24 protein-coding genes and 1 pseudogene are annotated in these 22,866 nt (G+C 32.0%); 3 read left to right on the top strand and 22 right to left on the bottom strand.

Going from position 1 to position 22,866, the window contains the following annotated elements; translation table 11 throughout:
- Nucleotides 1-253: 253 nt before the first annotated feature.
- Genes ACFVR2_RS07105 through ACFVR2_RS07095 form a run of 3 tightly spaced genes read right to left on the bottom strand, consistent with a single transcriptional unit; the run spans nucleotide 254 to nucleotide 3,898 of the window.
- Nucleotides 254-1,393, bottom strand: coding sequence for a Ger(x)C family spore germination protein (locus tag ACFVR2_RS07105; protein ID WP_387360178.1), 1,140 nt, complete (start codon nucleotides 1,391-1,393; stop codon nucleotides 254-256).
- Complete coding sequence (locus ACFVR2_RS07100) at nucleotides 1,390-2,817, bottom strand: spore germination protein (RefSeq protein ID WP_387360176.1); 1,428 nt, start codon at nucleotides 2,815-2,817, stop codon at nucleotides 1,390-1,392. The genes ACFVR2_RS07105 and ACFVR2_RS07100 overlap by 4 nt, the downstream gene beginning before the upstream one ends.
- Nucleotides 2,801-3,898, bottom strand: coding sequence for a GerAB/ArcD/ProY family transporter (locus ACFVR2_RS07095; RefSeq protein ID WP_387360174.1), 1,098 nt, complete (start codon nucleotides 3,896-3,898; stop codon nucleotides 2,801-2,803). The genes ACFVR2_RS07100 and ACFVR2_RS07095 overlap by 17 nt, the downstream gene beginning before the upstream one ends.
- Before the next feature lie 300 nt (nucleotides 3,899-4,198).
- Here ACFVR2_RS07095 and ACFVR2_RS07090 point away from each other — a divergent pair, with 300 nt between their 5' ends.
- Complete coding sequence (locus ACFVR2_RS07090; protein ID WP_387360172.1) at nucleotides 4,199-5,206, top strand: IS1595 family transposase; 1,008 nt, start codon at nucleotides 4,199-4,201, stop codon at nucleotides 5,204-5,206.
- Between the two features lie 108 nt (nucleotides 5,207-5,314).
- On the opposite strand, the gene ACFVR2_RS07085 is transcribed toward ACFVR2_RS07090, so the two are convergent.
- The 5 genes from ACFVR2_RS07085 to ACFVR2_RS07065 form a co-directional block, all read right to left on the bottom strand.
- Nucleotides 5,315-5,824 (bottom strand): hypothetical protein, encoded by a 510-nt coding sequence (locus tag ACFVR2_RS07085; protein WP_387360170.1) that lies wholly within the window; start codon nucleotides 5,822-5,824, stop codon nucleotides 5,315-5,317.
- Between the two features lie 416 nt (nucleotides 5,825-6,240).
- The gene (locus ACFVR2_RS07080) at nucleotides 6,241-7,056 is read right to left on the bottom strand and encodes an RnfABCDGE type electron transport complex subunit D (RefSeq protein ID WP_387360168.1); all 816 of its coding nucleotides are present in this window, start codon (nucleotides 7,054-7,056) and stop codon (nucleotides 6,241-6,243) included.
- Nucleotides 7,046-7,951 (bottom strand): FAD:protein FMN transferase, encoded by a 906-nt coding sequence (locus ACFVR2_RS07075; RefSeq protein WP_387360166.1) that lies wholly within the window; start codon nucleotides 7,949-7,951, stop codon nucleotides 7,046-7,048. The genes ACFVR2_RS07080 and ACFVR2_RS07075 overlap by 11 nt, the downstream gene beginning before the upstream one ends.
- Nucleotides 7,951-8,190, bottom strand: coding sequence for an FMN-binding protein (locus ACFVR2_RS07070; RefSeq protein WP_387360164.1), 240 nt, complete (start codon nucleotides 8,188-8,190; stop codon nucleotides 7,951-7,953). The genes ACFVR2_RS07075 and ACFVR2_RS07070 overlap by 1 nt, the downstream gene beginning before the upstream one ends.
- A 51-nt stretch (nucleotides 8,191-8,241) precedes the next feature.
- Entirely contained in the window at nucleotides 8,242-8,382 is a 141-nt protein-coding gene (locus ACFVR2_RS07065; RefSeq protein ID WP_387360162.1) for a hypothetical protein, read from the bottom strand.
- 526 nt (nucleotides 8,383-8,908) lie between these two features.
- On the opposite strand from ACFVR2_RS07065, the gene ACFVR2_RS07060 reads away from it, so the two are divergent.
- Nucleotides 8,909-9,619, top strand: a complete 711-nt coding sequence (locus ACFVR2_RS07060; RefSeq protein WP_387360160.1) for a DUF421 domain-containing protein — start codon at nucleotides 8,909-8,911, stop codon at nucleotides 9,617-9,619.
- Nucleotides 9,620-10,119: 500 nt separating this feature from the next.
- On the opposite strand, the gene ACFVR2_RS07055 is transcribed toward ACFVR2_RS07060, so the two are convergent.
- The 8 genes and pseudogenes from ACFVR2_RS07055 to ACFVR2_RS07020 form a co-directional block, all read right to left on the bottom strand.
- On the bottom strand, nucleotides 10,120-10,908 hold the full coding sequence (locus ACFVR2_RS07055; RefSeq protein WP_387360158.1) for a sulfite exporter TauE/SafE family protein: 789 nt from the start codon (nucleotides 10,906-10,908) through the stop codon (nucleotides 10,120-10,122).
- A gap of 65 nt (nucleotides 10,909-10,973) precedes the next feature.
- Entirely contained in the window at nucleotides 10,974-11,201 is a 228-nt protein-coding gene (locus ACFVR2_RS07050; protein ID WP_387360155.1) for a sulfurtransferase TusA family protein, read from the bottom strand.
- Between the two features lie 26 nt (nucleotides 11,202-11,227).
- Nucleotides 11,228-12,355: an MBL fold metallo-hydrolase gene (locus tag ACFVR2_RS07045; protein WP_387360153.1), complete on the bottom strand. Its 1,128-nt coding sequence runs from the start codon at nucleotides 12,353-12,355 to the stop codon at nucleotides 11,228-11,230.
- A 67-nt stretch (nucleotides 12,356-12,422) separates the two neighbouring features.
- On the bottom strand, nucleotides 12,423-12,998 hold the full coding sequence (locus ACFVR2_RS07040) for a sulfurtransferase TusA family protein (protein WP_387360151.1): 576 nt from the start codon (nucleotides 12,996-12,998) through the stop codon (nucleotides 12,423-12,425).
- A gap of 38 nt (nucleotides 12,999-13,036) precedes the next feature.
- Entirely contained in the window at nucleotides 13,037-13,396 is a 360-nt protein-coding gene (locus tag ACFVR2_RS07035; RefSeq protein ID WP_387360149.1) for a rhodanese-like domain-containing protein, read from the bottom strand.
- 15 nt (nucleotides 13,397-13,411) lie between these two features.
- Nucleotides 13,412-13,891: a DsrE/DsrF/DrsH-like family protein gene (locus tag ACFVR2_RS07030; RefSeq protein WP_387360147.1), complete on the bottom strand. Its 480-nt coding sequence runs from the start codon at nucleotides 13,889-13,891 to the stop codon at nucleotides 13,412-13,414.
- Between the two features lie 120 nt (nucleotides 13,892-14,011).
- Nucleotides 14,012-14,248 (bottom strand): annotated as a pseudogene (locus tag ACFVR2_RS07025) (metal-sensing transcriptional repressor).
- 23 nt (nucleotides 14,249-14,271) lie between these two features.
- Nucleotides 14,272-14,616 carry a hypothetical protein gene (locus tag ACFVR2_RS07020; RefSeq protein WP_387360145.1) on the bottom strand — a complete coding sequence of 115 codons (345 nt, stop codon included), beginning with the start codon at nucleotides 14,614-14,616 and terminating at the stop codon, nucleotides 14,272-14,274.
- Nucleotides 14,617-14,936: 320 nt separating this feature from the next.
- On the opposite strand from ACFVR2_RS07020, the gene ACFVR2_RS07015 reads away from it, so the two are divergent.
- A complete protein-coding gene (locus tag ACFVR2_RS07015) occupies nucleotides 14,937-15,392 on the top strand; it encodes a CBS domain-containing protein (RefSeq protein ID WP_387360143.1) in 456 nt (151 codons plus the stop codon).
- A 236-nt stretch (nucleotides 15,393-15,628) separates the two neighbouring features.
- Here ACFVR2_RS07015 and ACFVR2_RS07010 read toward each other — a convergent pair whose 3' ends face one another.
- The 6 genes from ACFVR2_RS07010 to ACFVR2_RS06985 all read right to left on the bottom strand — a co-directional run bounded on the left by ACFVR2_RS07010 (nucleotide 15,629) and on the right by ACFVR2_RS06985 (nucleotide 22,651).
- Entirely contained in the window at nucleotides 15,629-16,846 is a 1,218-nt protein-coding gene (locus ACFVR2_RS07010; RefSeq protein WP_387360141.1) for an MFS transporter, read from the bottom strand.
- Nucleotides 16,847-16,938: 92 nt separating this feature from the next.
- A complete protein-coding gene (locus ACFVR2_RS07005; protein WP_387360139.1) occupies nucleotides 16,939-18,189 on the bottom strand; it encodes a Zn-dependent hydrolase in 1,251 nt (416 codons plus the stop codon).
- A 269-nt stretch (nucleotides 18,190-18,458) separates the two neighbouring features.
- Nucleotides 18,459-18,908: a nucleoside deaminase gene (locus ACFVR2_RS07000; RefSeq protein ID WP_387360137.1), complete on the bottom strand. Its 450-nt coding sequence runs from the start codon at nucleotides 18,906-18,908 to the stop codon at nucleotides 18,459-18,461.
- A gap of 79 nt (nucleotides 18,909-18,987) precedes the next feature.
- On the bottom strand, nucleotides 18,988-20,436 hold the full coding sequence (locus tag ACFVR2_RS06995) for a cytosine permease (RefSeq protein ID WP_387360135.1): 1,449 nt from the start codon (nucleotides 20,434-20,436) through the stop codon (nucleotides 18,988-18,990).
- A gap of 74 nt (nucleotides 20,437-20,510) precedes the next feature.
- A complete protein-coding gene (gene arcC, locus ACFVR2_RS06990) occupies nucleotides 20,511-21,461 on the bottom strand; it encodes a carbamate kinase (RefSeq protein WP_387360132.1) in 951 nt (316 codons plus the stop codon).
- Nucleotides 21,461-22,651: an ankyrin repeat domain-containing protein gene (locus ACFVR2_RS06985; protein ID WP_387360129.1), complete on the bottom strand. Its 1,191-nt coding sequence runs from the start codon at nucleotides 22,649-22,651 to the stop codon at nucleotides 21,461-21,463. The genes arcC and ACFVR2_RS06985 overlap by 1 nt, the downstream gene beginning before the upstream one ends.
- Between the last annotated feature and the right edge of the window lie 215 nt (nucleotides 22,652-22,866).

Below are 22,866 nucleotides of genomic sequence, written 5' to 3'. Positions count from 1 at the left end.
AATTTTATTTAAATACTAAAACCACAGTAATTAAGATTAGATTTAGAACCTTTTGATAATAACTCCAATAAAATTAAAAAACCTGTTCCGATTTGAGAACAAGTTTGAAGATTGTTATTTTCATAAGTCAATTTACCGTTTTATTTACTTAATTTGTTATTAGCAATTTTAGGATAATAAATTCAATAATGATCCAATTTTAATATATTTTGCTTATTGTATTAGTATTTGGTTGATTACTAAATAATTTTCCTTATTCTAATTCCCCCCTATCTTTAAGTGTAACCTTGACTTTTATAGTACCAAGTGAATGGGATGTTAGTGGAAAATTATTTTTTTTAGTCATTGCCTTCCAAGATTTATAATTATTTCTATACAATTCTTCTTCTAAATGGAATACATCTAACTTTTTACTAATTCCGATCGAATATGTCTCAAGAATTTCCTTTTTTATCTTTTTTTCAACTTCATTTTTTAATTCTTTATTGCTGAATTGGGAATTTAACTGTTCTGCTGATGCCTTTACTTTTATATTCATATTAAATTTTGGAACACCAGCTTTGCTAATCTTAGTTTGAATTTTAATATTTGGGTTTTTAATAGGAAGCAATGCTTTTAACTTTCCGTTTTTTTCGTTAAGCGAAAGTGGTGTAATCTTGGTATTCTGATCAACCCACCGCAATCCTATTAAATCGTCTTTTGATAACCACTGAGGTTCTTTCCCTTTATAAAATAAATAAGCTCCATTTATATTCATCATTGGCATATTTTTATCATCTTTTTTCCAAAGTTCATCCTGTAAACCGATTGTTGGAACGATAATTGATGCACTCGATTCATTTATAAGGGCAGCGAATTCAACGACTTTCATTGGTGAAATTAGTGAATGTTGTTCATAGTTTCCATTCGGTAAATGTAATAAAGTCATAATCGGAGAATTAGGAAGCACAGGTTCTACAGCAAAAATTTTATCAATTGGTTCTTTTGTAGTATAAATCCAAGGAGTTATTCTGGCTTCTATAAACCGCTCCATTGTATCCAAGGATTCCGCTACTTGTTTTTTACCCAAAGCTCCTTCACTAAACACAACCGAACTAATTTGACCAAATAATGTCTTTTGTTGGGTGCTATTGTATATTGCGTCCCAGGCCATTGCAAATGTTGAACCCTTTCCTTTTCCAATCCAAATGTTAGGACCTTCTGCTCCACTACTTCCTTGTTCAGATTTACCAATAGTTGTAAAATCCAATACTTGAAAATATAAAACAAATTCATTATTTACATAATCCACTCCTAGAGCTGAAACATATGTTAGTTGACTTAACTGTTTTTGATCCCAACATCCTGTTAAAAGTAAAATTGGAACAAAAAGTACTAGTAACCTCCATTTCAATTTGTCTCATCTCCCTGTTGTCGCCTAAGTTTCGTATTTAAAAATGTTGGAGTCTTTCTCATAAATGGCTTTGGAAGCTGAATAAAACCTTTTATGTAGTCACTATTAAATGGATTAATAAATGAAGCCATGAATGGCACTCCAAAAGATTTTAAAGTTGAGATATAGATTAATATTAGAAATAGAGCTAGAATTAAACCAGGCAAACCTAAGATACAAGCCATTATAATACAGATTGCTCTCATTAAAATAACAGCACTTCCAAAAGACTGGTTTACAATTAAGAACTGAGACATTAATGTAATTGCAACAATAACAACTCCATTTGGAGAAGAAAGTCCCGATCGAATCATCGTTTCTCCTACTATTAATCCTCCTACCACAGTCACAGTTTGACCCGTCGATTTCGGCAATCTCATACCTGCCTCGCGCAGTATTTCAAATAGAATAATTAATAATATTAACTCCATCCCTGCAGAAAATGGTATACCTTTACAATTAAGTGAAATTGTAGCAAGTGCTGGAAAAGGAATTTGGTCTTGATGATAAGTTGCCATTGCTATGTAAAAACCGGGAAGTAAGGTCGAAATTAATAAACCTATATATCTTAAAACTCTTTCAAGTGTCACAAAATAATAAGGCATGTACATATCTTCAGCAGATTTTAGTAATAAATGTATATTAGTGGGTGCAATTAATGCCGCCGGAGCACCATCAATTAATATACAAAAGCGTCCTCTTTGCAGTGACTCGACTACCATATCTGGCCTAGTATTATAATTTAATGATGGGATAATCGAATATGGAGATTCTGATAGAAATTCCTCAAGAGGAGAAACTCCATTTAGAATATCTACTTCTATTGAATTTAGTCTTTTTCTTGCTTCCTCAATAATATCTTCATTTATTACATCCGTTAGATAAAGTAACGAAACGCTAGTATTACTTCTTTTACCTATCGTGAATAATTCATTACATAAAGTAGTACTAGGTATTCGTTTTCGAATTAATGCTACATTTGTTTCTAGAGATTCTGTAAATCCATCACGAGCACCTTTAATTGAAACCTCATAACTAGATTCCTCAGTTTGACGCTGAGGAATTTTTGATATATTTAATGAACAAAGTTCTCCAGTTTCTTCAAAAAATAATATTAATTCACCAGAGAAAACCTTCATTATGATTTGTTGTTCAGAATTTTTTTCACTACGAATGATTGGGATAAATTCTAAAGTATTTTTTTTGAGATTAGGTAAAACAAACTGGTTCATATGAATGGTATCAATCATTCCATTAGAATATGCAAAAAGGACTCGTTCAATTTTAGAACCATTATTTAAGAGATGAACTTTTATTTGAACATCAGCACAATTGTAAAATAGTTTTCTTATTTTTTGTTCACTTATTTTAAATATGGGATTCATCCCCCTTTAGTTTCGCCTTAAATTTTATAACAAAAAGAACTAGTAAAATTGAAATACAAAAAATAACTGGTACAAAAATAGGGATATAATTTTTTTTCAAAATAGTATGAAAACCTATATCCGTAACTGGTATACATACGACTACTAATAATACAAAACTTAAAGACCATAACAATTTATTTTGCGTATTTTTTGTTCTAATGTTTAAAATATCTACACATAAATACATACATAAGGAAATTCTAATAAAAGCTGATGACATAAATTGATAAACAGAGATAAAGTCTACATGTTGAATAAATTGACCAATGCCGAGAAGTCTCCATTGCTCAAAAACAGGATAACGCATTTTTTCTGATAATTGAGGACCAAATAAGGTGATTGAATAAAATAATGGAAAAAGTGATGATGATAAGATTAATATCCCTAAACTAAATAAATGCTTAAATTTAACTCGCTTTTTAATATGTTGTTGAATTAGTAGTAAAAACAAGATTTCGATATATCCTCCTGCAATAAAAAAGCTCCCTTTAAAAATTGGATTCCATCCATTTTGTAACATCGGTTTTACCCAATTAATGTGCATAAATTGGATATTTGCAACATCTAGAAAAAGCTCGAATAAAATTATAATAGGTAAAAGAAATACTGAAATGAAAGCAATGGATGTTATACCCGCTTGAGCACAATAAGTGCAGATCAATAATAAACTTACTTCAATAACAATTATTGGCGTTTTTGGTAAATACATTAATGTGATCCAATCAGAGGTACTTTTTAAAGTAATATATGAATTAATCAATAAAAAAGCTAATATGGGAATTACTATTATAAAATATGCTAAATTTCCATATCGCTGTTTTATAAGATAGGTGATGGATTTTTGTTCTGTTTTTTTCATGATGTAGTATAAAATACATAGCCAGACCAATAGAGCTGGAAAAGCGATAACTACCGATATCCATGCATCTCGACCTGCTATGTCAAGTAATGGTGACATCAACATAAAATGGTTCATAAATATACTGGAAAGCAAGACGAGGATTAATGCTGCACTAATAAAAATTGTATCTTTATTCATTTCCCAAGCAATCTCTCCTTTTTCTACTTGTAATATATTTCATGAACATGTATATATTTTCCATTTAAACATTAACCTATTCATAAAAAACAGCAGCTTTAACCAGCTTGATAGATTGGTTAAAGCTGCTGTTTTCTATTAAATTATAAAAGTGATTAATTGCTATTTTTAGTATGGTCTCCCCAATAGTTTTACCTTGTCATCAACTTCTTTTTAAATGGCTGTTTTCGCATAGATTGTTGCTATTTTGACCATACTCCTAAAGGGTGCTAAAATACTTGTTTGGGAGGTGTTTTTTCAATGATGGAACATGTTTATGCTGATTTTACTGATTTATCAAAACAAGACCAAATCAAGCTATTTAATCGTTTGAAATCAGAGTTCTTCTCTAATGATGAAGATGAAATAGTAGATACGTACACTGCAATTAGAGAAACTCGCTTTAGCGAAGGTCTTGGTTGTGTTCATTGTGGAAGTGTAAAGGTTAAGCGAAACGGAAAATATCGCGGGAGACAGCGTTACTTCTGCCATGATTGCTGCAAGTCATTTAATGACTTAACAAATACCCCGATTTCAGGTTCACGATATCTTGGGAAATGGGCTAAATATTTTCGTATGATGATTGAAGGATTCACCTTACCAAAAATTGCTGAAGAACTTAAAATCCACATATCAACTTGTTTTTATTGGAGGCACAAGATTTTATTTGCTTTGCGTTCGTTAGGATTTCAAGGTTTGAAGGGAATCGTTGAAAGCGACGATACCTTTTACAAAGAGTCATTTAAAGGACGTAAAGTAGAAGGCAGAGACCCAAAAAAACGTGGTGGAAGAGACCGAAAAAGAGGTATAAGTAGTCTAAAAATTGCAGTTGTAGTTGCACAAGACCGTAATGGTCAAGTAGTTGTTAGAACAGCTGGTCGTGGTCGTGTCCGAGCAGAAGAAATAGATGCGGTAATTGGGGAGTATATAGACCCCTCTGCTTTGTTATGCACTGATACTGCTACAAACTATAAAAAGTTTGCATTAGATAAAGGTCTAAAACACGAAACAATTAATGTCAGTAAAGAAGGGTATGTGAAAAAAGGCATATACCATGTTCAGCATGTCAATAGCTTCCATAAACGTCTTAGGGATTGGATGGATAGATTTCAAGGAGTAGCCACTAAATATCTCGACAACTACCTATACTGGTTCAAATTCTTACAACAAAATAAGAAGTTAGCTACTAAGGACAGAGTAAAGAGTATGATGTTAGGTTCGTGTCAAAATCCTAATTACATTACAGTTAATTATTTGCGAGAAGTTTAAATATAGTTGAATTAGAACAAAAACGACATATCAATTGATATGTCTTTTAAAGGAATCTTAAGCAACTAACGCATCATTTAGTTGAATAAGAATTAAAGTATTTTGTATTTAGAACCCACTTTCACCTTCTACTAACAAACGCTTAAAATAATTAATTACAAATTTTTTATAAACTTTTTCTAGTTTTTTTGAAAAAATTGAACCATATTTTAAAGTTTCCCACCAATCACCAGGTTTTTCTTCTAATGCCAACAACATAGAAGATAATACATCATTTTCAAATGACATTTTTTTAATTTCAGGAATTGTAGTTAATTCTTTAATAAAGTTATATACCTTGTCATCTCTTTGCATTTCATCAAGCAAATTTTGGACTTCACAACATAAGGCTACTAAAGAACCTTGTCTTAACATTTCAACTTCTTCATTAAAACCACTCATTCGTTCGTCGATTATCTCAACTAATATGAATTTTTCATAATTAACTGTTTCAAAGTCAATATTATGCCCAAATCCTCCATAGCTTCTAATCATATCTTGATACATCCAGAAAATATTTTTTATAGTTTCCCTGCATTCATTAAAGTTTTCAGTATGTAATTGAAAAAAGTTGTACATTATGTCCCTCCTTAACTATCAATGAATATAGCATATAAGACTAACTCTTCTATAAATATGATTGATTTCCTTGTTCAACTAATCTGCCATTTAGTTGAACAAGGACCAATTATAATTATTCTACAACTAACAATATTTTTCCTTTACTTATACATTATTTTATAAAAGCCACAATCTTTACGAAAACAGCCTTTTAAATTTAGTAAAACTAATTAATACAATAAAAAATACTACTATTCATTTAAATATGCGTCAGTACCAATCGGTTGAATGTACTGATTAATGAACATACCATATTTAAAAGTCTTGATTACTATCGATTTCAAAAAAACGATTCGGTTTAAATTCCCCTGAAATTTATCTTTACTTGTACTGGAAAAATAACATTAACTAACACTTTTCATTTTTTACTAAAATCATACATTATGAAAGGTCTGACTTCTTTGTTTGACTTTTTGAATTGAAGGTTTTGATTTCAATAAATTAAATAAATTGCCGACGATCAAGCCTGTAAATAAATAAGTTAATCCTCCAAATAAACTATAAATCGTTACTCCTATTAGTGCACAAATAAAACCGAAAATAACTTGTTGTTTGTCTTTGGCTGGTGATGTGGGAGGATCAGTGAGCATAAAAAATGCAAAGAAAAGAGAAGCATTTATAAATGGACTACGAAAAGCATCTGATGCATCTCCAATATGAAAAAGTTCAGTCAGTATTAAGAGAATGAAATAGGTTCCTAAAAATGAAGATACCATTGGAAATTTATTTACACGACTTACAACTATATACCCAGCGATTAATAAAAATATATTTGTCCAACCTTGAAGATCTCCAAATGCTCCCCACCAACTTTGTTCAGTATGAAAAATGATGATAGACATTAAAAGACCAAAAACTGATGGATTAAATATTTGTTTCTTTTTAAAAACAATTAAATATTTTGATAAAATTGAAATGATTGTAGTGAAAACAATCACATACCATGCAGTCGTTGTACTTAAAATCATCGCGACAATCATTCCAGTAATAACTGCTCCGTATGGCTTAATATTTTTCCTTTTTAAAATTAACAAACATAATATATCTGTGATTGTTGCCACAAAAACGGCAATCATACAGTTAATTATTCCTCTGCTATTTTGATAATCAATTGTAGCAATTAGGAGTAAAATCATTAAGGACAGAATTACATATCCTTTTGGTGATTTCATCCATTGTTTAATAGTCAATATTATCCACTCCTTTATGATAAATTTGTAAATCAGATGAAATTAAAATACTTTCTAATCCAACTTCTTCTAATAGAGCTAGTCCCTTTTTTCTACCCATTAAAAAACATGTAGTTGAAAATGCGTCCGCCATCATTGCATACGGTGCGATGATGCTACAACTAATCAATTCAGTTGGTGATTTTTTATTTTTCGGATTAATAATATGATGAATTCCTGGGTTTAAATCACTTTTACGTTCATAACTTCCAGAAGTACATACCGCCATGCTAGATATTTCTAATGTGTGTATGATTTTTTCCTTATTTTGTGGGTGCTGAATTCCTATTTTCCATTTATCTCCTAATTCATCTAATCCTCCTGCATAAAGATCCCCACCAGCATTAACAATGAATCCATCAAATTGTCTCAATTCATTTACAGCAAGATCAATGGCAAAGCCTTTAGCAACAGCACCTAAATCAATCACTAATGGCTTTTTTAATAGTACTGTTTTATCTTCTTCATTTAAGGAAATATCAGAGTAAGTAACTATTTCAGATGTATTATTTTGTATGACCTCTTCTGTTAAATAGTGTTGATTGAAACCAGCATTTTCTATTATTTGACCAACCGTTGGATCAAATATTCCATTTGTCCATTTAGCCACCTCTAACACGAATTTTAATGGTTCAAATAATAATGGACTAACAGGTACTGGCGTATTAATTTGTTTACACACCTTCATTAATTCACTTTCCAAACTAAATCGGCTACAAGTCTTTTCAACTTCTCGAAAAAAATCAAATGCACGATTAATTGAAGCTTCCGTTTCATCAAACGATTTTGTCGTGACTACTTTAATATCAACTACTGTATCCATAAATAATTTCGTTTTTCTTATGATTTTCTTCATTATATATTTCTTGCCTTTAATAGAGCATCTTGAACGGCATCTTTAAAGGCCTGTGTACTATATGTCGCTCCTGACACATTCCGAACTTGTGAACTTTGGACATTTACTACTTCATTTGGTAAATTTAAAATGTCATTCTCGGAATAATGCATACCATAATTACTTATCTCTACATCTATAATTTTATCTTCATTTATCTTTAAGGCGATTTGAATCGATCCACGACGATTAGAACCCATCCCATAAAAAGTTCCATTTTTATAAAAACTTTTTTTTACAATATTATTTTTTTAAAAAGTAACATTGACCTGTTCAGTTTTTGGCGATGCTGCATTCGAATCTTGAATATCAGTTGTAAAATAGCCAGTAGCATAAATCGCTCCAATTGCAGTTGAACAGATAGTGACCCATTTTTTATTCATTTTGCCCATTTAAATACCTCCAGTTCTTAATAGCATCTTTGTTTTATAATGAGTAAATCTTAAAATTCTTTTAATTGCTTAGTATATTTAATCTAAAATTTTTAGAATTTTTTGAACACACTTCTTTTTAGATAGTTCCATTTTAATAAGCTGAATTAACATTTTAAGATAAATTTAGATTACTCTTTTCTTTTTTATTCAAAGTTAATTTATTTATATAAAGGCACCCATTTAAATTTTGTTTCTTTTAAAAATTAAACCTTAAAAGTGAAAACTTAATGAAAATTATGTGCTTTTAAAAAAAATTGCAAAACATATGAAAAAACAAGTTTGTAAGATTTTAATAAATGCTATTTATTTTAATAAGTAGCACATTGTCTTTATTAAGTTTAACTTCTAAATTACATAAACTAATTTTCTATGCAATTCAATTTGTTTATCAATTCAAACCTCTTTAATCAGGAGATTACATAAATTCTTTATTGATAATAATAAAAAAAATATATTAAGGTTAATGGTAAAGGAGAAAGTGCCCATGCCTGAACATTTTGAAATTATTACAAGAACAATGCTAGCATTTTTGATATTGTTCATTGGTGCTAAACTATTAGGAAAACAAATCATTGCTGAGATGAATACCTTTGATTTTATTGGAGCTATTTCAATTGGAAGTATTATTGCTAATTTAGCTTTTAATTTAAATATAAAAATCCACCATGCAGTCTTAGCTTTTTTAATTTTGGTTTTAGTCATTTTACTCGTTAGTTATATCTCCTTGAAAAGTAGAATAGGTAGAAATTTACTTGCAGGGAATCCAACTGTCATCATTGAAGATGGTAAAATTTTAGAGGCCAATATGAGAAAAATGCGATATTCACTAGACTATTTAAATCAACAATTAAGAGAAAAAGGAATTTTTAACATAGAAGAAGTTCTTTATGTAGTAGTTGAAACAAATGGTAAAGTATCTTTTTTACAAAAACCTCAATACCGAAACGTTACGAAACAAGATTTAAATATACCGACACAACAGGAAAGTAAATTACCTATTGAGTTGATTATGGATGGGGAAATTATCTCAAAAAATTTAAGAGAAAATAATCTGTCAGAATTAATGGTACAAGAAGAGCTAAAAAAACGTAATCTTCAAATGAAAGAAGTAGTATATGCTGTGATGGCAGCAAATGGAAATATTTATATCGATACTTATAAAGATCAGATTGCTTCTCCCATTGATCAAGAATGAGCTATTAATTTTTTGATACGATTATTGAATAGAGTTCAAATAAAAATGAGCCAATTAAGGCTCATAGAATATAAATTCAATAATCAGTAACTGTTGCAGTAGTCTTCAAACAATATTAATTGGTTAACAATTTGTATGTTTTTCTGCTTCTTAATCAATTTCATACTACGATATAGATCAAGAGATAAAATTATTTAGGTGGATTTACTAATTTATTATGAAATTTAACATTGATACCATCAGTATAAACCATTTTCCCACCATAATATCCTACCGATAATACTAGTATAAGTGAAGCCAGTGAAAAGATTAAATATAAAAACTTAAGCTTACTAAATAGTTCTTTTTTTTTGAAATAAGTAGAATAAATTCGAAATGCTACAACAATTGTCACAAGCCAACTTGTAAGTATTGCTAATTGATCGTGTATATGCAACATTTATGGAATAAAATGATAAAGATCTTCTAAAATTTAGAAGATCTTTCTTTTGTATTTTCATTTAAATCCACGTTTCTATAATAGTAATCCAAATCTTTAAAGCTGTTATCCCAATTAATATAGCAAGGATTAATTGCAACATTTTTACGTTCATTTTTTTTCCAATTTTTGCTCCAAGAGGAGAAGCAACAATACTTGCAATCACAACTATAATCGTTGGGATTATATCTACCTGACCTGTTGTGACCTTACCAATCGTTACTCCTATAGACGAAATTAACGTAATCGCAAGTGATGATGCGATCGTTACACGTGTTGGAATTTTTAATATGGTCAACATAATTGGAACTAATAAGAATGCTCCGCCAGCGCCAACAACACCAGCACTTCCTCCAACAATGAATGCTAGTGAAGCTGCAATCCATTTATTAAAAGTAAGATCTTTTTCAATATTTATGTCAATTTCCTTTTTTGGTACAAACATCAATACAACAGCAATCAATGCTAGAAAACCATAAACTAAATTAATCCCTTCTTCAGAAAGTAGGTTTGATCCAAATCCTCCTATAAAACTTCCGACTAATACACTAATTCCCATATATAAAATAATTGTTTTATTTAGATATCCACTTTTACGATAACTTAAAACGCCACCAATCGTAGCAAAAAAAACTTGAATAGCAACAATTCCTGATACTTGATGCGCTGTAAAGGGTGAAAAACCTAATAATGGCGGAACATATAATAGCATAGGGAAGTTTATTATGGCTCCTCCAATTCCAACCATCCCCGAAATGAATGAACCGATTAAACCAATGAGTAATAATAAAAGAACAAAAGTCCACTCCATTTTTTAACCTCCCTTAATAAAGAAAGAAAGGCGCCTTTATCTCTGCGCCTTTTTCATTATTTTAATTAAAACTTTTTAATCCAAAACTTAAAAATATCATTATCTTCTTCATATTTAAGCAATTCATGACCTCCAGATTTTGCCCATGCTGAAAGATCATTTTTCGCTCCTTTATCCGTAGCATGAATTTCTATTACCTCACCAGATTCAATTACATTCATCGCCTTTTTTGTTTTTACGATTGGCATAGGACATGCTAAGCCTTTTGCATCTAATACTTTTGTAATTTTCATTTTCTATATCCTCCTAAAAATTATTATTATCGAACTGCACAACGATTTGGTCCAATTTCCATTTCACGTTGTTTCTCAACATCTGGAGTAATTTTCCCCATATTCGTTTCACGAATTTCTTGATATGCATTTGGTTGTGGTGGTAAGTTTTCAGTTACAATTTTTCTAAATTCATTTTCATCTTCAATGTTTAAACCGTGATTTTTTGCAAACAAAGTACCTAATTTTTCTGAAACACTTCCATCGTCATTTAGCTCATCAATAATCATAAAGTGAGCAGGAAGTACAATTAATTCCTCTGATAATTCTCTATAACGTGTATATAAGCTTTCTCTTAAATCACCAACCCAATCTTCAGCCATACCAGCTAAATCAGGGCGTCCAATTGAATCAATGAATAAAATATCTCCAGATAATAAGAACTTTTCATCTACTACAAATGAAGTTGACCCAATAGTATGACCTGGTGAGTAGATTGCATGGATGTTAATTGATGTATTACCTATCATCACATTGTTACCACCTTCTAATGGTGAGTATTCGAATGTAACTTCTGTTGCATCTTTTGGCGGTAACCAATATGTTGCATTTGTTTTTTCTGAAATAACACGGCCACCTGAGATGTGATCCGCATGTAGATGAGTATCAAAAACATGTGTAATTTTTACACCTTTGTTTTCAGCAAAATTTAGATAAACATCAGCCATTCTTGTTGAGTCAATAATAGCTGCCTCTCCATTTGAGATAACCATATAAGAAAGACATCCTTTTCCGATTCGAACAAACTGATATATTTCACCACCATCATTTAAGTTCCCTATTTTTACAGGCTCTAAATACTCACTCCACTCTTTCATACCACCCTTTAAATATGAAACAGTTAAACCTGTATCTGATAGCATATCTGCAACCATAATTGATGAACCTTCTTTTGCGCATACAACTAAAACATCTTTATTAGAAGGAATTTTATTCAAAATTTCTTCAACACCATCTAGTAAATCAAAGTATGGTACATTTAAATAGTCAAAATTCTCTCCTTCAATTTTCCAGTCATGAAAATCTGTTTCATTTCGCACATCAAGTATAAATAGTTCTTCCTTATTAAAAACTTTTTTCGTTACTTCTTTTGCTGTCATTGGATTTACAGTCATTTCATTACCCCCCATGGTATATTTTATTTTAAAAAAATAAAAGTAAGCTTCTTATGCTAAATAGTAATTAATTTGTGATTGAATTTGTCTCATCAGTCCAAAGACTCATACCTGGTACTACATTCCATACATTTGTAAAACCACTTTCTGTTAGCTTTTGTGCTGCTAAATCACTACGGCTTCCAGTTCGACAAATAACATAAATTTCAGTTTCTTTCTTTAATTCATGTAATCTTTCCTCTAATTCACCTAATGGAATTGAAATAGCATTAAGAATATGATTAAAAGCATATTCCGCTGCTTCTCTTACATCTAAAATGATCATGTTTTTATTACTTTTTAATCTCTTATCTAATTCATCATTCGTAACAACATTTTGATGCTGTTTTTCAATCGTTTCAGTACTCGTTGACTTTCTTAAATAATGCTTTAGAACTCCCTCTTCTTCAATTGTACCTAGATATTGATGTCCTACACTTTCAGCCCATGCTTTTAAATCAGCTTTTGATCCTTTATCTGTTGCTTGAATTTCTAATACTAAACCATCCTCAATCTCGTTCATCGCTTTCTTTGTCATAACAATCGGCATAGGACATGCTAATCCCTTTGCATCTAATAACATATTCACTTTAATATTCATCATGTAATCTCCTTGATTTAATAAAATTATAATGAAATCTTTTATTTCCAAAGACTCATGCCGCCTTTTACATTTGTAACTTGATTAAATCCTTGTTTTTTAAGCTTTTTACTTGCCTTACTACTTCTCATACCACTTTGACAGATCAATACAACTTCTTTTTCTTTTGAAAGTTCATTTAGTTTTTCATCTAATACATGCAGGGGTATGTTTTTAAATCCACGAATACTTTTCGCACGATACTCAGCAGGTGTTCGTACATCAATAAATTGTTTGTTTTTATCATTTAATTCTTTTCTTAACTCAGCTGTAGAAATTTGTCTAACCCCTTTTACCGATAGAAAACTTCTAACGATAAATACAATTAGAAGACTTGGGATGATATATTTTAAATATTCCATCTAAATCCCACCTTTTTAAATAAATAAATTAACATTTCCTTCTTCTGCATCAGCCAAATAAGCTGCTACACCTGCATACTCAATATGATCTAATAGTTCTTTTTGTTGTAGCCCTAACAAATCCATTGTCATCGTACAAGCTACAAGCTTTACATCTTGTTCTTGTGCCATTTCAATTAACTGAGGAAGAGATAGGGCATTATGTTTTTTCATTACATTTTTTATTAGCTTTGGACCGATTCCAGAAAAATGCATTTTAGAAAGTCCCATTTTATCTGCACCTTTTGGCATCATTTTACTGAAAAATTTTTCCATGAATCCTTTTTCTACTGCAATATTTTCATCCTTTCGCAAAGCATTTAATCCCCAAAAGGTATGGAAAATCGTTACCTCATGGTCATAAGCAGCTGCTCCATTTGCAATAATATAAGCTGCCATTGCTTTATCGTAATCTCCACTAAATAATACAATTGTTGTTTTTTTCTTTGCTGACATTTGATTACCTCCAAAAATATTTACATACCCATAGGGGTATTAATTTTTTAAAAAAATATATACCGTATACCCCTATAGGTATAATATAAGCTAAAAAAATTTAAAGTCAATAACTATTTTTTATCTACTTTTTACTAGCATGTTGACTGCTTCTGTAATAACTTCTTTCGTCTTATCACCATTTTTTCCTGCGACTAACACACAGTCAACCAAGTTAGAACTTACTATTACTCCAACCGTACAATCGACTTGATAATTGAGTTACGACTTCATTACAGTCTTTATTTTCTTCTAACATCCTCAATATTCCTCGTAAATTCGCTTAATTCTATTTTTCATCTTATCGTCATATCTCATATATTTCCTCCTTCCTAATTGAATTACTTACAATCACATGTAGTCAATGAATACCCTATAATTTTAAAGCCTTTTTTTCTAAGAAATCGAATACTTATATTTTTTTCAAGTTTATTTGAAGCGACAATATGAATTTCATTATTTGAAATATCTACATATGATCTTTTTAAATAGCCGATAGGAATATTCAATGCATTAATAATAGGCATTTTATTAGATTCATTATAATCTCTTACATCTATAATTTGAGTTGACTTTTTACTTAAAATAGATGATAAATTTGTACATTTAATATGCCAAATTGGAAAATACCTAATATATAGTTTTCTTAAGATTAGACCAATTATTAATGTAAAAATAACAATCAATTTGATACCTCATTTTCAAAAAAATATATTACAAAAATGATTATATACCCCGTAGGGTATTTAATCAATTATTTATTATTAAACATAATAAAATCTTTTTAAAAGTAAGCATCGCACAAAAAATGATACTTCATGACTTCCCTTTTTAATTCTAATGGTCAATTTTTTTACTTATCCTTTTTTATCATTAAGTGCAGAAGAGAAACAATTCAATATTCTCAAACGTTTTTACGAATCACTAAAACATATTCTGTAAAAATTAGGTAATTATAAATAACAAAACTTTTAAAATGAAGCAAAAGCTTATTAGGAGAATGTTAATGAAAGCATATGAAATCATGATTGAAGATGTTTTTAAAGTAAATGGAAATGACACAGTTAGATCAATCATTGAAATACTTATTAACAACCGTATTAGCGGCCTTCCTGTAGTCAATGATCGGAACGAAATTATAGGGTATGTAAGTGATGGTGATATACTTAGATATATTGGAAAGCATGAAGATCGTATTATTAATGTTTTCGCCTACATGGCATATGTTCAAGGAGATAATGAGGAATTTGAGGATAGAGTACAAACATTGTTAAATATGAATGTTCTTGAAATCGCTAAAAAAAAGGTTATCAAAGTTTCATGGGACGAAGAAATTGAGAATATTGCGGCTATTTTAGGGGAAAAACGAATAAAAAAATTGCCAGTAGAACGTAATGGACTTTTAGTTGGGATTATTAGCCGTGGAGATGTTATTAGGCATTCATTCAAATCACTTATGTAACATTCATTCAAGCAAAAGAAACAACGAAAAATCTATTTACATAGTTTTTGCACTAAAAGGAAGTTAGTATTACAAATGTAGGAGTTGATGCTGACCGACATGCATCAGCGGCCTCCCAGTAGGCTCAATCCCTACTTTCTTCAAAGAAATTTGTATGCTTATCTACCAAATGAAAAAAAATTCCAAATAAATAAAAGGGGAAATTCTCCCCTTTCTTGCCTCACCTATTCTTTCAATTATAATGCCTGATCCTTTACTCTACTAATATCTTGATTGATTTTTCTATTCTTATTACCTACCCACCTATAAGCAACAAAACTACTTATTAGTAGTACGAATGCTCCAAACAGATATGGAAGATTGATATGTATATCGAATAAAAAACCCGCAAGAATTGGCCCGAAAATTTGACCGAGACTCATATAGGCATTGTTCAATCCTGCTACAAATCCTTGTTCATTTCCAGCTTCCCTCGAAAGTAATGTGTTAATCGTTGGACGTAAAATGTTATTAAATGTGAAATACAACATTGTAATGACCATTACATAAAAGAAATTTCCCGAAAATAGCAAGCACACAAGTGAAATGCCCGATAACAAGAGCATGCTGCTAATTATCGTCTTTTCTCCAAACCTTCGTGAAAGACGGTTCGTCAATACCAATTGGTTGAATGTACCGATCAATGAACAAACCATAAACAAGATGGATATTTCTCTAGTCGTAAATCCATAGCTTTGAGTTACGAACAATGGATAGATTGCTTCAAAGTGAGTTAGTCCGAAACTAAGAGCGAATATCAATAATAATAAGATAAAATAACGAGATTTAACCGATTGTGCAAGTTGACGAAAAATATTTTCTTTCTTCGTTTTTGATTTTAAATGCATGAGACGTTCCTCTGCAGTTTTGGATTCCGATAATAATCGTAAGCAACTGATAACCGCTAAAGAACCAATTGTTGCAGACGCGAAGAAAGGAGTCCTCGTGCCAAACTCAGCAAGTAATCCCCCTAAACCCGGACCAACAATAAAACCAGACGACATGGAAGCACCTAAAAATGACATGGCTCTTGGCCTCTGTTCTTCTGTCGTGATATCAACGACATAAGCCATGATGGATGGAATCAATGCAGCTGCGCCCATCCCACCAATTAATCTTGAAACAAGAAAAATTGAAAAATGATCTGCAGTAGCAGCCAATATGTTTGAAATAACGAATAGGCACAGTCCAACGACAATCATCGGCTTCCGTCCGTATTTGTCCGAGAAATCGCCAGCAATTGGCGAGAACAAAAACTGTGTTAAGCCAAAAGCAGATACTAAGTATCCTGCTGCTTTTCCGCCTGCTCCAAAATCTATTAGAAGCTCAGGAAGGATTGGGATTACAAGACCAATCCCAAGCATTGCAAGAAACATATATGTTAGTAAAAACGGTAACGCAGATTTTGTTGACATGGATTTTTCCCTCTTTTACTTGTGTTACTAAAAAATCAAATGTAATTGTCTTGGTGAAGAATTCCGAATTCAGCTATATTGGTTTGACCTATTTAATTTGAAACAGAAATACCGGCTTTTGCATAATGTAAAACTGCTTCTTCTAAAACATCAATTCCAATTAAAATATCATCAATATCAGTAAATTCATCAGGATGATGGCTTAGACCATCCTCAGATGGAACAAAAATGAGACATACTGGGGCAAGTCTTGTCATATTCATTGCATCATGTCCTGCACCACTTTGCATCACTTGAAAAGGAAGATCCTTCTTAACACAAATGGATTGTAGACCATTAATCAGTTCAGGCGAAAGCAATACAGGCTCTTCGGAACTGATAATGTTCCTTTCTATTTCTAACATTCTATTTTTTTCAACATTTTCAATTGTTTTTAATAAATGATCCAAAACGAACTTTCTTGATTGTACCGAGGAAGATCGAATGTCGATTTTCATTAGTACTTCTCCTGGAACTACGTTCATTGCACCAGAGTGGATATCCAAAACACCAACTGTAGCAACAGTACCATGTTCTTGTTCATGAATTGCAACTTTCTCTAGCTCTAATGCGATCTCAGAAGCTCCAAGAAGAGCATCTTTTCTCATATTCATTGGTGTCGTACCAGAATGAGACGCTTTTCCATTTATTTTTACAAGAAGTCTAATAGGTGCTGCAATACCAGTAACAACCCCAATTTTTTTTTGATTATTGATCAATATTGGACCTTGCTCAACATGAAGTTCAAAAAACGCTTTAAATTCTTCATCTACTCTGCTTGCTTCATCAATACTATTAAAGTCAAGAGCACAATGAGCAAATGCTTTTTCCATCGTAATGCCATTACGATCTTCTAAATGACGGTATTTTTCTTTTTCAATTAAACCTGCCATCGCTTTGCTCCCTACAGTTGAAACCCCAAAACGAGATGATTCTTCACAGGCAAATGAGATAATTTCAATTGGATGATCAGTTTCAATATTTTTTTCATTTAATCGACTAATAACTTCAAGTGCCGCAATGACGCCTACCACTCCGTCATATTTCCCACCTTCGTACACCGAATCTAAATGAGATCCCATAGCAACCGGAGCCAGACCCTCTACTTTTCCTTCTCTTCTTGCTATAACATTTCCACATTGATCCATTCGGATATCTAATTTTTCTGCTTTACACATACGAATAAATGCGTGTGTACAAGTTTGTTCCATATTCGAATAAGCTAGTCTTGTAATTCCTTTTTCCCCAGTGTTATATTGACTAATTTTATTAAAAAGTGTTAAATATCTTTCTTTACGATCCATGAGATATCTCCTGTCCTGTTATTTATCTTTTTTCCTACACTTAACGGGAAGTTACCCTCCACTAATAGAAATTTCATTTTATTAAAGGGAAGAGAAAACACTTCTTTGACCATATTGGTTGCAAGATGTCCCTCATGAAAAGTTTAATTTTGAAATGTTAAAATCCGACTCCAATATCGAAAGAGCCGGACCGTGTTTTTTTGCAAATGAACTAGTAGTAAAGCTTTCGATTATGCCAGCTTTACTTAAACAAGTAGTGTATAAAAAGATTATTTATTTATTTTGTGAAAATGTTCAAATAAATTATCACATTCTTCTCTTTTCTCAACTTTAATCATGTCAAGAACACTTTTATCTTCTCCAGTTAAATATTTGCGAAGATGTAAATCAGAGAAGCCGTGAACATCAGCGTCTTCTGAAGTGTTGCAATAGTAAACTTTCTTAATGCCAGACCAAATAATTGCAGCTACACACATTGGGCATGGCTCACATGTTGCATAAATTTCACAATCAGATAAGTCCATAGTATCTAACTTCTTGCAAGCTTCTCTGATTGCAACCATTTCTGCGTGTGCAGATGGGTCAGTATCTCTCATCATCGTGTTACTAACAACTGCGATAATTTCATCGCCTCTAACAATTGTTGCACCAAACGGTCCGCCAACTTTATTATTCATTCCTTTGATTGTTGCTTCTGCTGCCATTTTCATGTAATCCATTATTAAATCCCTCCTAATATAAAATGGATATTGTTGTGTAGTTATGTTACCCGTTAACCTATTAATCTATAAAGCTTTTTTAATTTGATTTGCTTAGTTTTCCAAAAAATGAATATAAAATGAATGAAACGATCAATCCACTAAAGAAAGCAAATTCATTCATCTTCACTAAAAACGGTACACTCTTAAGGAAAGCACCTGACATCGGAAGAATAAAGCTGATGCCCAAAACAATCATAGCAATTGGATTATAACCGTTCTTATACTCTCCATTACTGCCCTCTGGAACATAAATATGATCTAGATTGATCTTTCTTTTGCGGTGAATATAAAAACTAGAAAGCATAATACCTGCAATTGGTCCGAAAATTGAACCAATAAAACTATAGAAATAAAATAATGTCGTTGCGCTTTCTACAAGCTTCCATGGTAAAATTAACGTTCCAATAATTGCCGTTAAAATTCCTGCAGATTTTACTGTAAACAGCTTTGGGAAAAGAGCAGTCATCTGTAATCCTGCTGGCAATAGGTTAGCAAATACACAAAACGCTGTAGCACCAACGTTTAATGCAAGTATCAAGACAATAACTGAGATAGTATTTTCAATTTTATCTATCGCATGAACTATATTAAAGATTGGTTCACCAAAAGCAATTTCAGTTCCTGCAATTAATGAGACACAAGTGATCGCAAAAAGAATATAGGATAATATAAACCCTATAGGTAATCCAATTATGAAATCCTTTGGACTTTTCGCTCGATGGGTAAAATCCGAAATATTTACGACTGGGCCTGCCCAGTTAGATACTAACGCACTCACACAAGCAATAAATACTAGTGGGCTACTAGTTGGAGTCTTTGGAACATAATCAAAAATTGGACCAAAACCTCCAGCCATATTAATCGCCCAAACAGCTGCACCAACGATAAAGACGTAAACAACTGGTGAAGACCAACTACCGAATTTGTTAAGTACATTCATTCCACCTAAAAAAAGTAAAACTGTAACTGTCCAGAGTATTACGTATGAAATCATAGTTGGGACTGTTAATCCAAGTAGATTAAAATCACCACCTAGGGACAAATAATTCGGGATAAATCTCGCAAAAATGATATTCAATGATTCGGCTCCGACAACGGTTGTGGTACCAAAGAATACTAAACCAGCAATTAGACCACGACATAATGCTGGGATAATGGCTCCTTTTACTCCAAACGTATCACGGAGTAACATTGCAAATGGCAAGCCATATTTGGAAGCAGCATAACCATTAAGGCAATAAAACGCTGCGACAATACTTGCTGAAACCATCACAGCTAAAATAACTTGCTTCGTGTTGAGGCCCAGGATAAAAAATCCTGCTACTGTCATATAAGACATGATATTATGAACTGCACCCATCCAAACGGTAATATAGTTGGACATTCCCCAATCTCTTTGATTTGGCATTTTGGGTAAAAGTTCTTCCGAATAGCCATAAGATTTATATAGATCTTGTTCACTGGTTGCTAATCTAGCTTCTTCCATCATTAACACCCCTTACTCTTTTAAATAGTAAGGAAATTTTCCTTGCTATTTTGTAATCAACATTGGTTAATGCATTAATTCACAATATGTGTACCTGCTTGCTCATTCATTGCTTCTTTCAAGCTTTCAGGATTCGTAATAATTACTCTTTTTCCCTTATTTTGTAAGAAACTTAAACTAGCCTCAATTTTTGGTAACATACTTCCTGGAGGAAAATGATTTTCAAGGACATATTGTTTCGTCTCTTCTACTGTAATTTTTTCAAGTGCTTTTTGATTCGGTTTACCAAAATTGATACATACTCTAGGAACACCCGTTGTGACAATTAACGTCTCCGCATGAATTTGTTCTGCTAAAAGACTTGTAGCAAAATCTTTATCAATCACTGCGTCAATACCTTCGTATGTTTTATCATCCTTTTTTACGACCGGAATTCCACCGCCACCTACTGCAATTACCACGTAACCATCTTCAATTAATGAATAAATTACCTCTTTTTCAACAATATCAGTTGGTCTCGGTGATGGAACTACTCTTCGATATCCACGTCCAGAATCTTCAATGAAAACCCAGTTTGGGTGATCTTTTTTCATTTCTTCAGATTGTTCTAATGTAAAGAATGAGCCAACAGGTTTCGTAGGATTTTTGAAATTAGGATCATCTGCACTAACTTCAACTTGAGTTATAACAGTAGCTACTTTCTTGTTGATTCCTCTTTTTGCGAATTCATTCGTTAACGCCTGTTGTATTTGGTATCCAATACCACCTTGTGTATCTGCCACGTTGTTAACGAGAGGAACCGTCGGCATACCTGCTACTTCACTAGCAATCTCAGATCTTTGTAAAGCAAATCCAACTTGTGGACCATTACCATGAGTTACGACAATTTCATAGCCTTCTTGTACCATGTCTGCGATGTTGACAACCGTTTCTTGAACGGCTTCATATTGGTCTTGGGTAGTGTTGCGGCCATTTTCTCTAACTAGAGCATTGCCTCCGATTGCAACGATCACTAATTTCCCCATTATTTACCCCCTAAATGTTTAAATTCTTTAATACTTAGCAAATTGAGAGATTGCTCTTTATGAAGTTGATATAATGAATTAGTTGGATCATTTTCAATAGCATTTTCAATTGCTTCTACAGCTTCTTCATGTTTCTCTAGCGATCTAAGACTATTCGCTTTATGAAACGAAAAATCATATCGATTTGGCTGAAGTGCTAGAAGTTTATTCATTGCTTGCACAGCTTCTTTATGTCTTCCAAGTTCTCTTAAATAATTTGATTTATGGTAAAGATAAAAAGTTTCATTAGGATCAAGTAGGACAGCTTTATCATATTCGCCTAGAGCTTCATTTGGTTTATTCATTAATCTTAAGCAATTTGCAGTGTAAAAATAAAAATCAAGATTTTTTGGATCAAGAGCTAGGACATGGTTGTATTGTTCAAGTGCTTCTTCGTATCGTTTTAATTCTTGTAAGAAATACCCTTTGTAGTAGAGTAAATCAAAGTTTTTACTGTCTAATTCAAGCGCACTATTTATTTCTAAAATGGCTTCCTCATAACGATTTGCCTTTGCCAGTATTTTTGCCTTCTTAACCGACTCATTCATTTCGAGGTACTCTTTATTAAGAATTTTTACAACCTTTTGCTGATTCAGGTCAATAGCATGTTGTAAAGATGATTTTCCATCTCGATCTTCTAAACTACTATCTGCTCCAGCATCAACAAGTAGTTCGATTACATCAGAATATAAACGACCTCCATTACCTAAAATAACTGCCTCAAGTAATGCCGACCAGCCTAATTTATTGGCATGATTAACAGGAACTCCTGCCTCTAAGCAAATTTGTACAGTCTTTAAGTAGCCTTTTTCACTGGATGGTAGTAAAGAAGTTCCACCAAATCGATTCACGCTATTTAAATCTGCACCATACTTTAACATCATGCTTACTATTTCATGAAATCCATTTGCTCCAGAACAAATAAAAGGTGTTAATTGGGTGATATCTCTCGTATTAACGTCACTACCAGCTTCCAATAACCGTTTTACAATAACAATTTGATTTTTTTGGGTAGCCGCCATTAATGCTGTACGACCATCAGAATCCTTATACTCAACACTTGCTCCTTTGGATAAAAGCAGTTCAACTTCCTCTAAATCTCCTCGTTGACTTGCGAGAATTAATTCTGAATTTAAGGATTGATTTTCCATAACATTTCTCCTCTGTTGTTTTCTTATATGAAATGGCTGGTCTCATTTAAAAAATCCAAGGATTGAATTTTAGGGCCTGACACTTTTTTTGGTCAGACCCTAAGAATTAACTAAGACAATCTGCATGGACTACTCCCCTACAAAGACAACAGTTGGAGAGTGGTTTATAATTCGAATGATTCAAAGTACGTTTTCGTAAAATCACTCGAGTAACG

Origin of the sequence: Gottfriedia sp. NPDC057991, from assembly GCF_042886615.1 — a bacterium.
GTDB lineage: Bacteria > Bacillota > Bacilli > Bacillales > Bacillaceae_G > Gottfriedia.
Note: the sequence above shows the minus strand (reverse complement) of the source record. Positions and strands in the feature narration are given on the sequence as shown.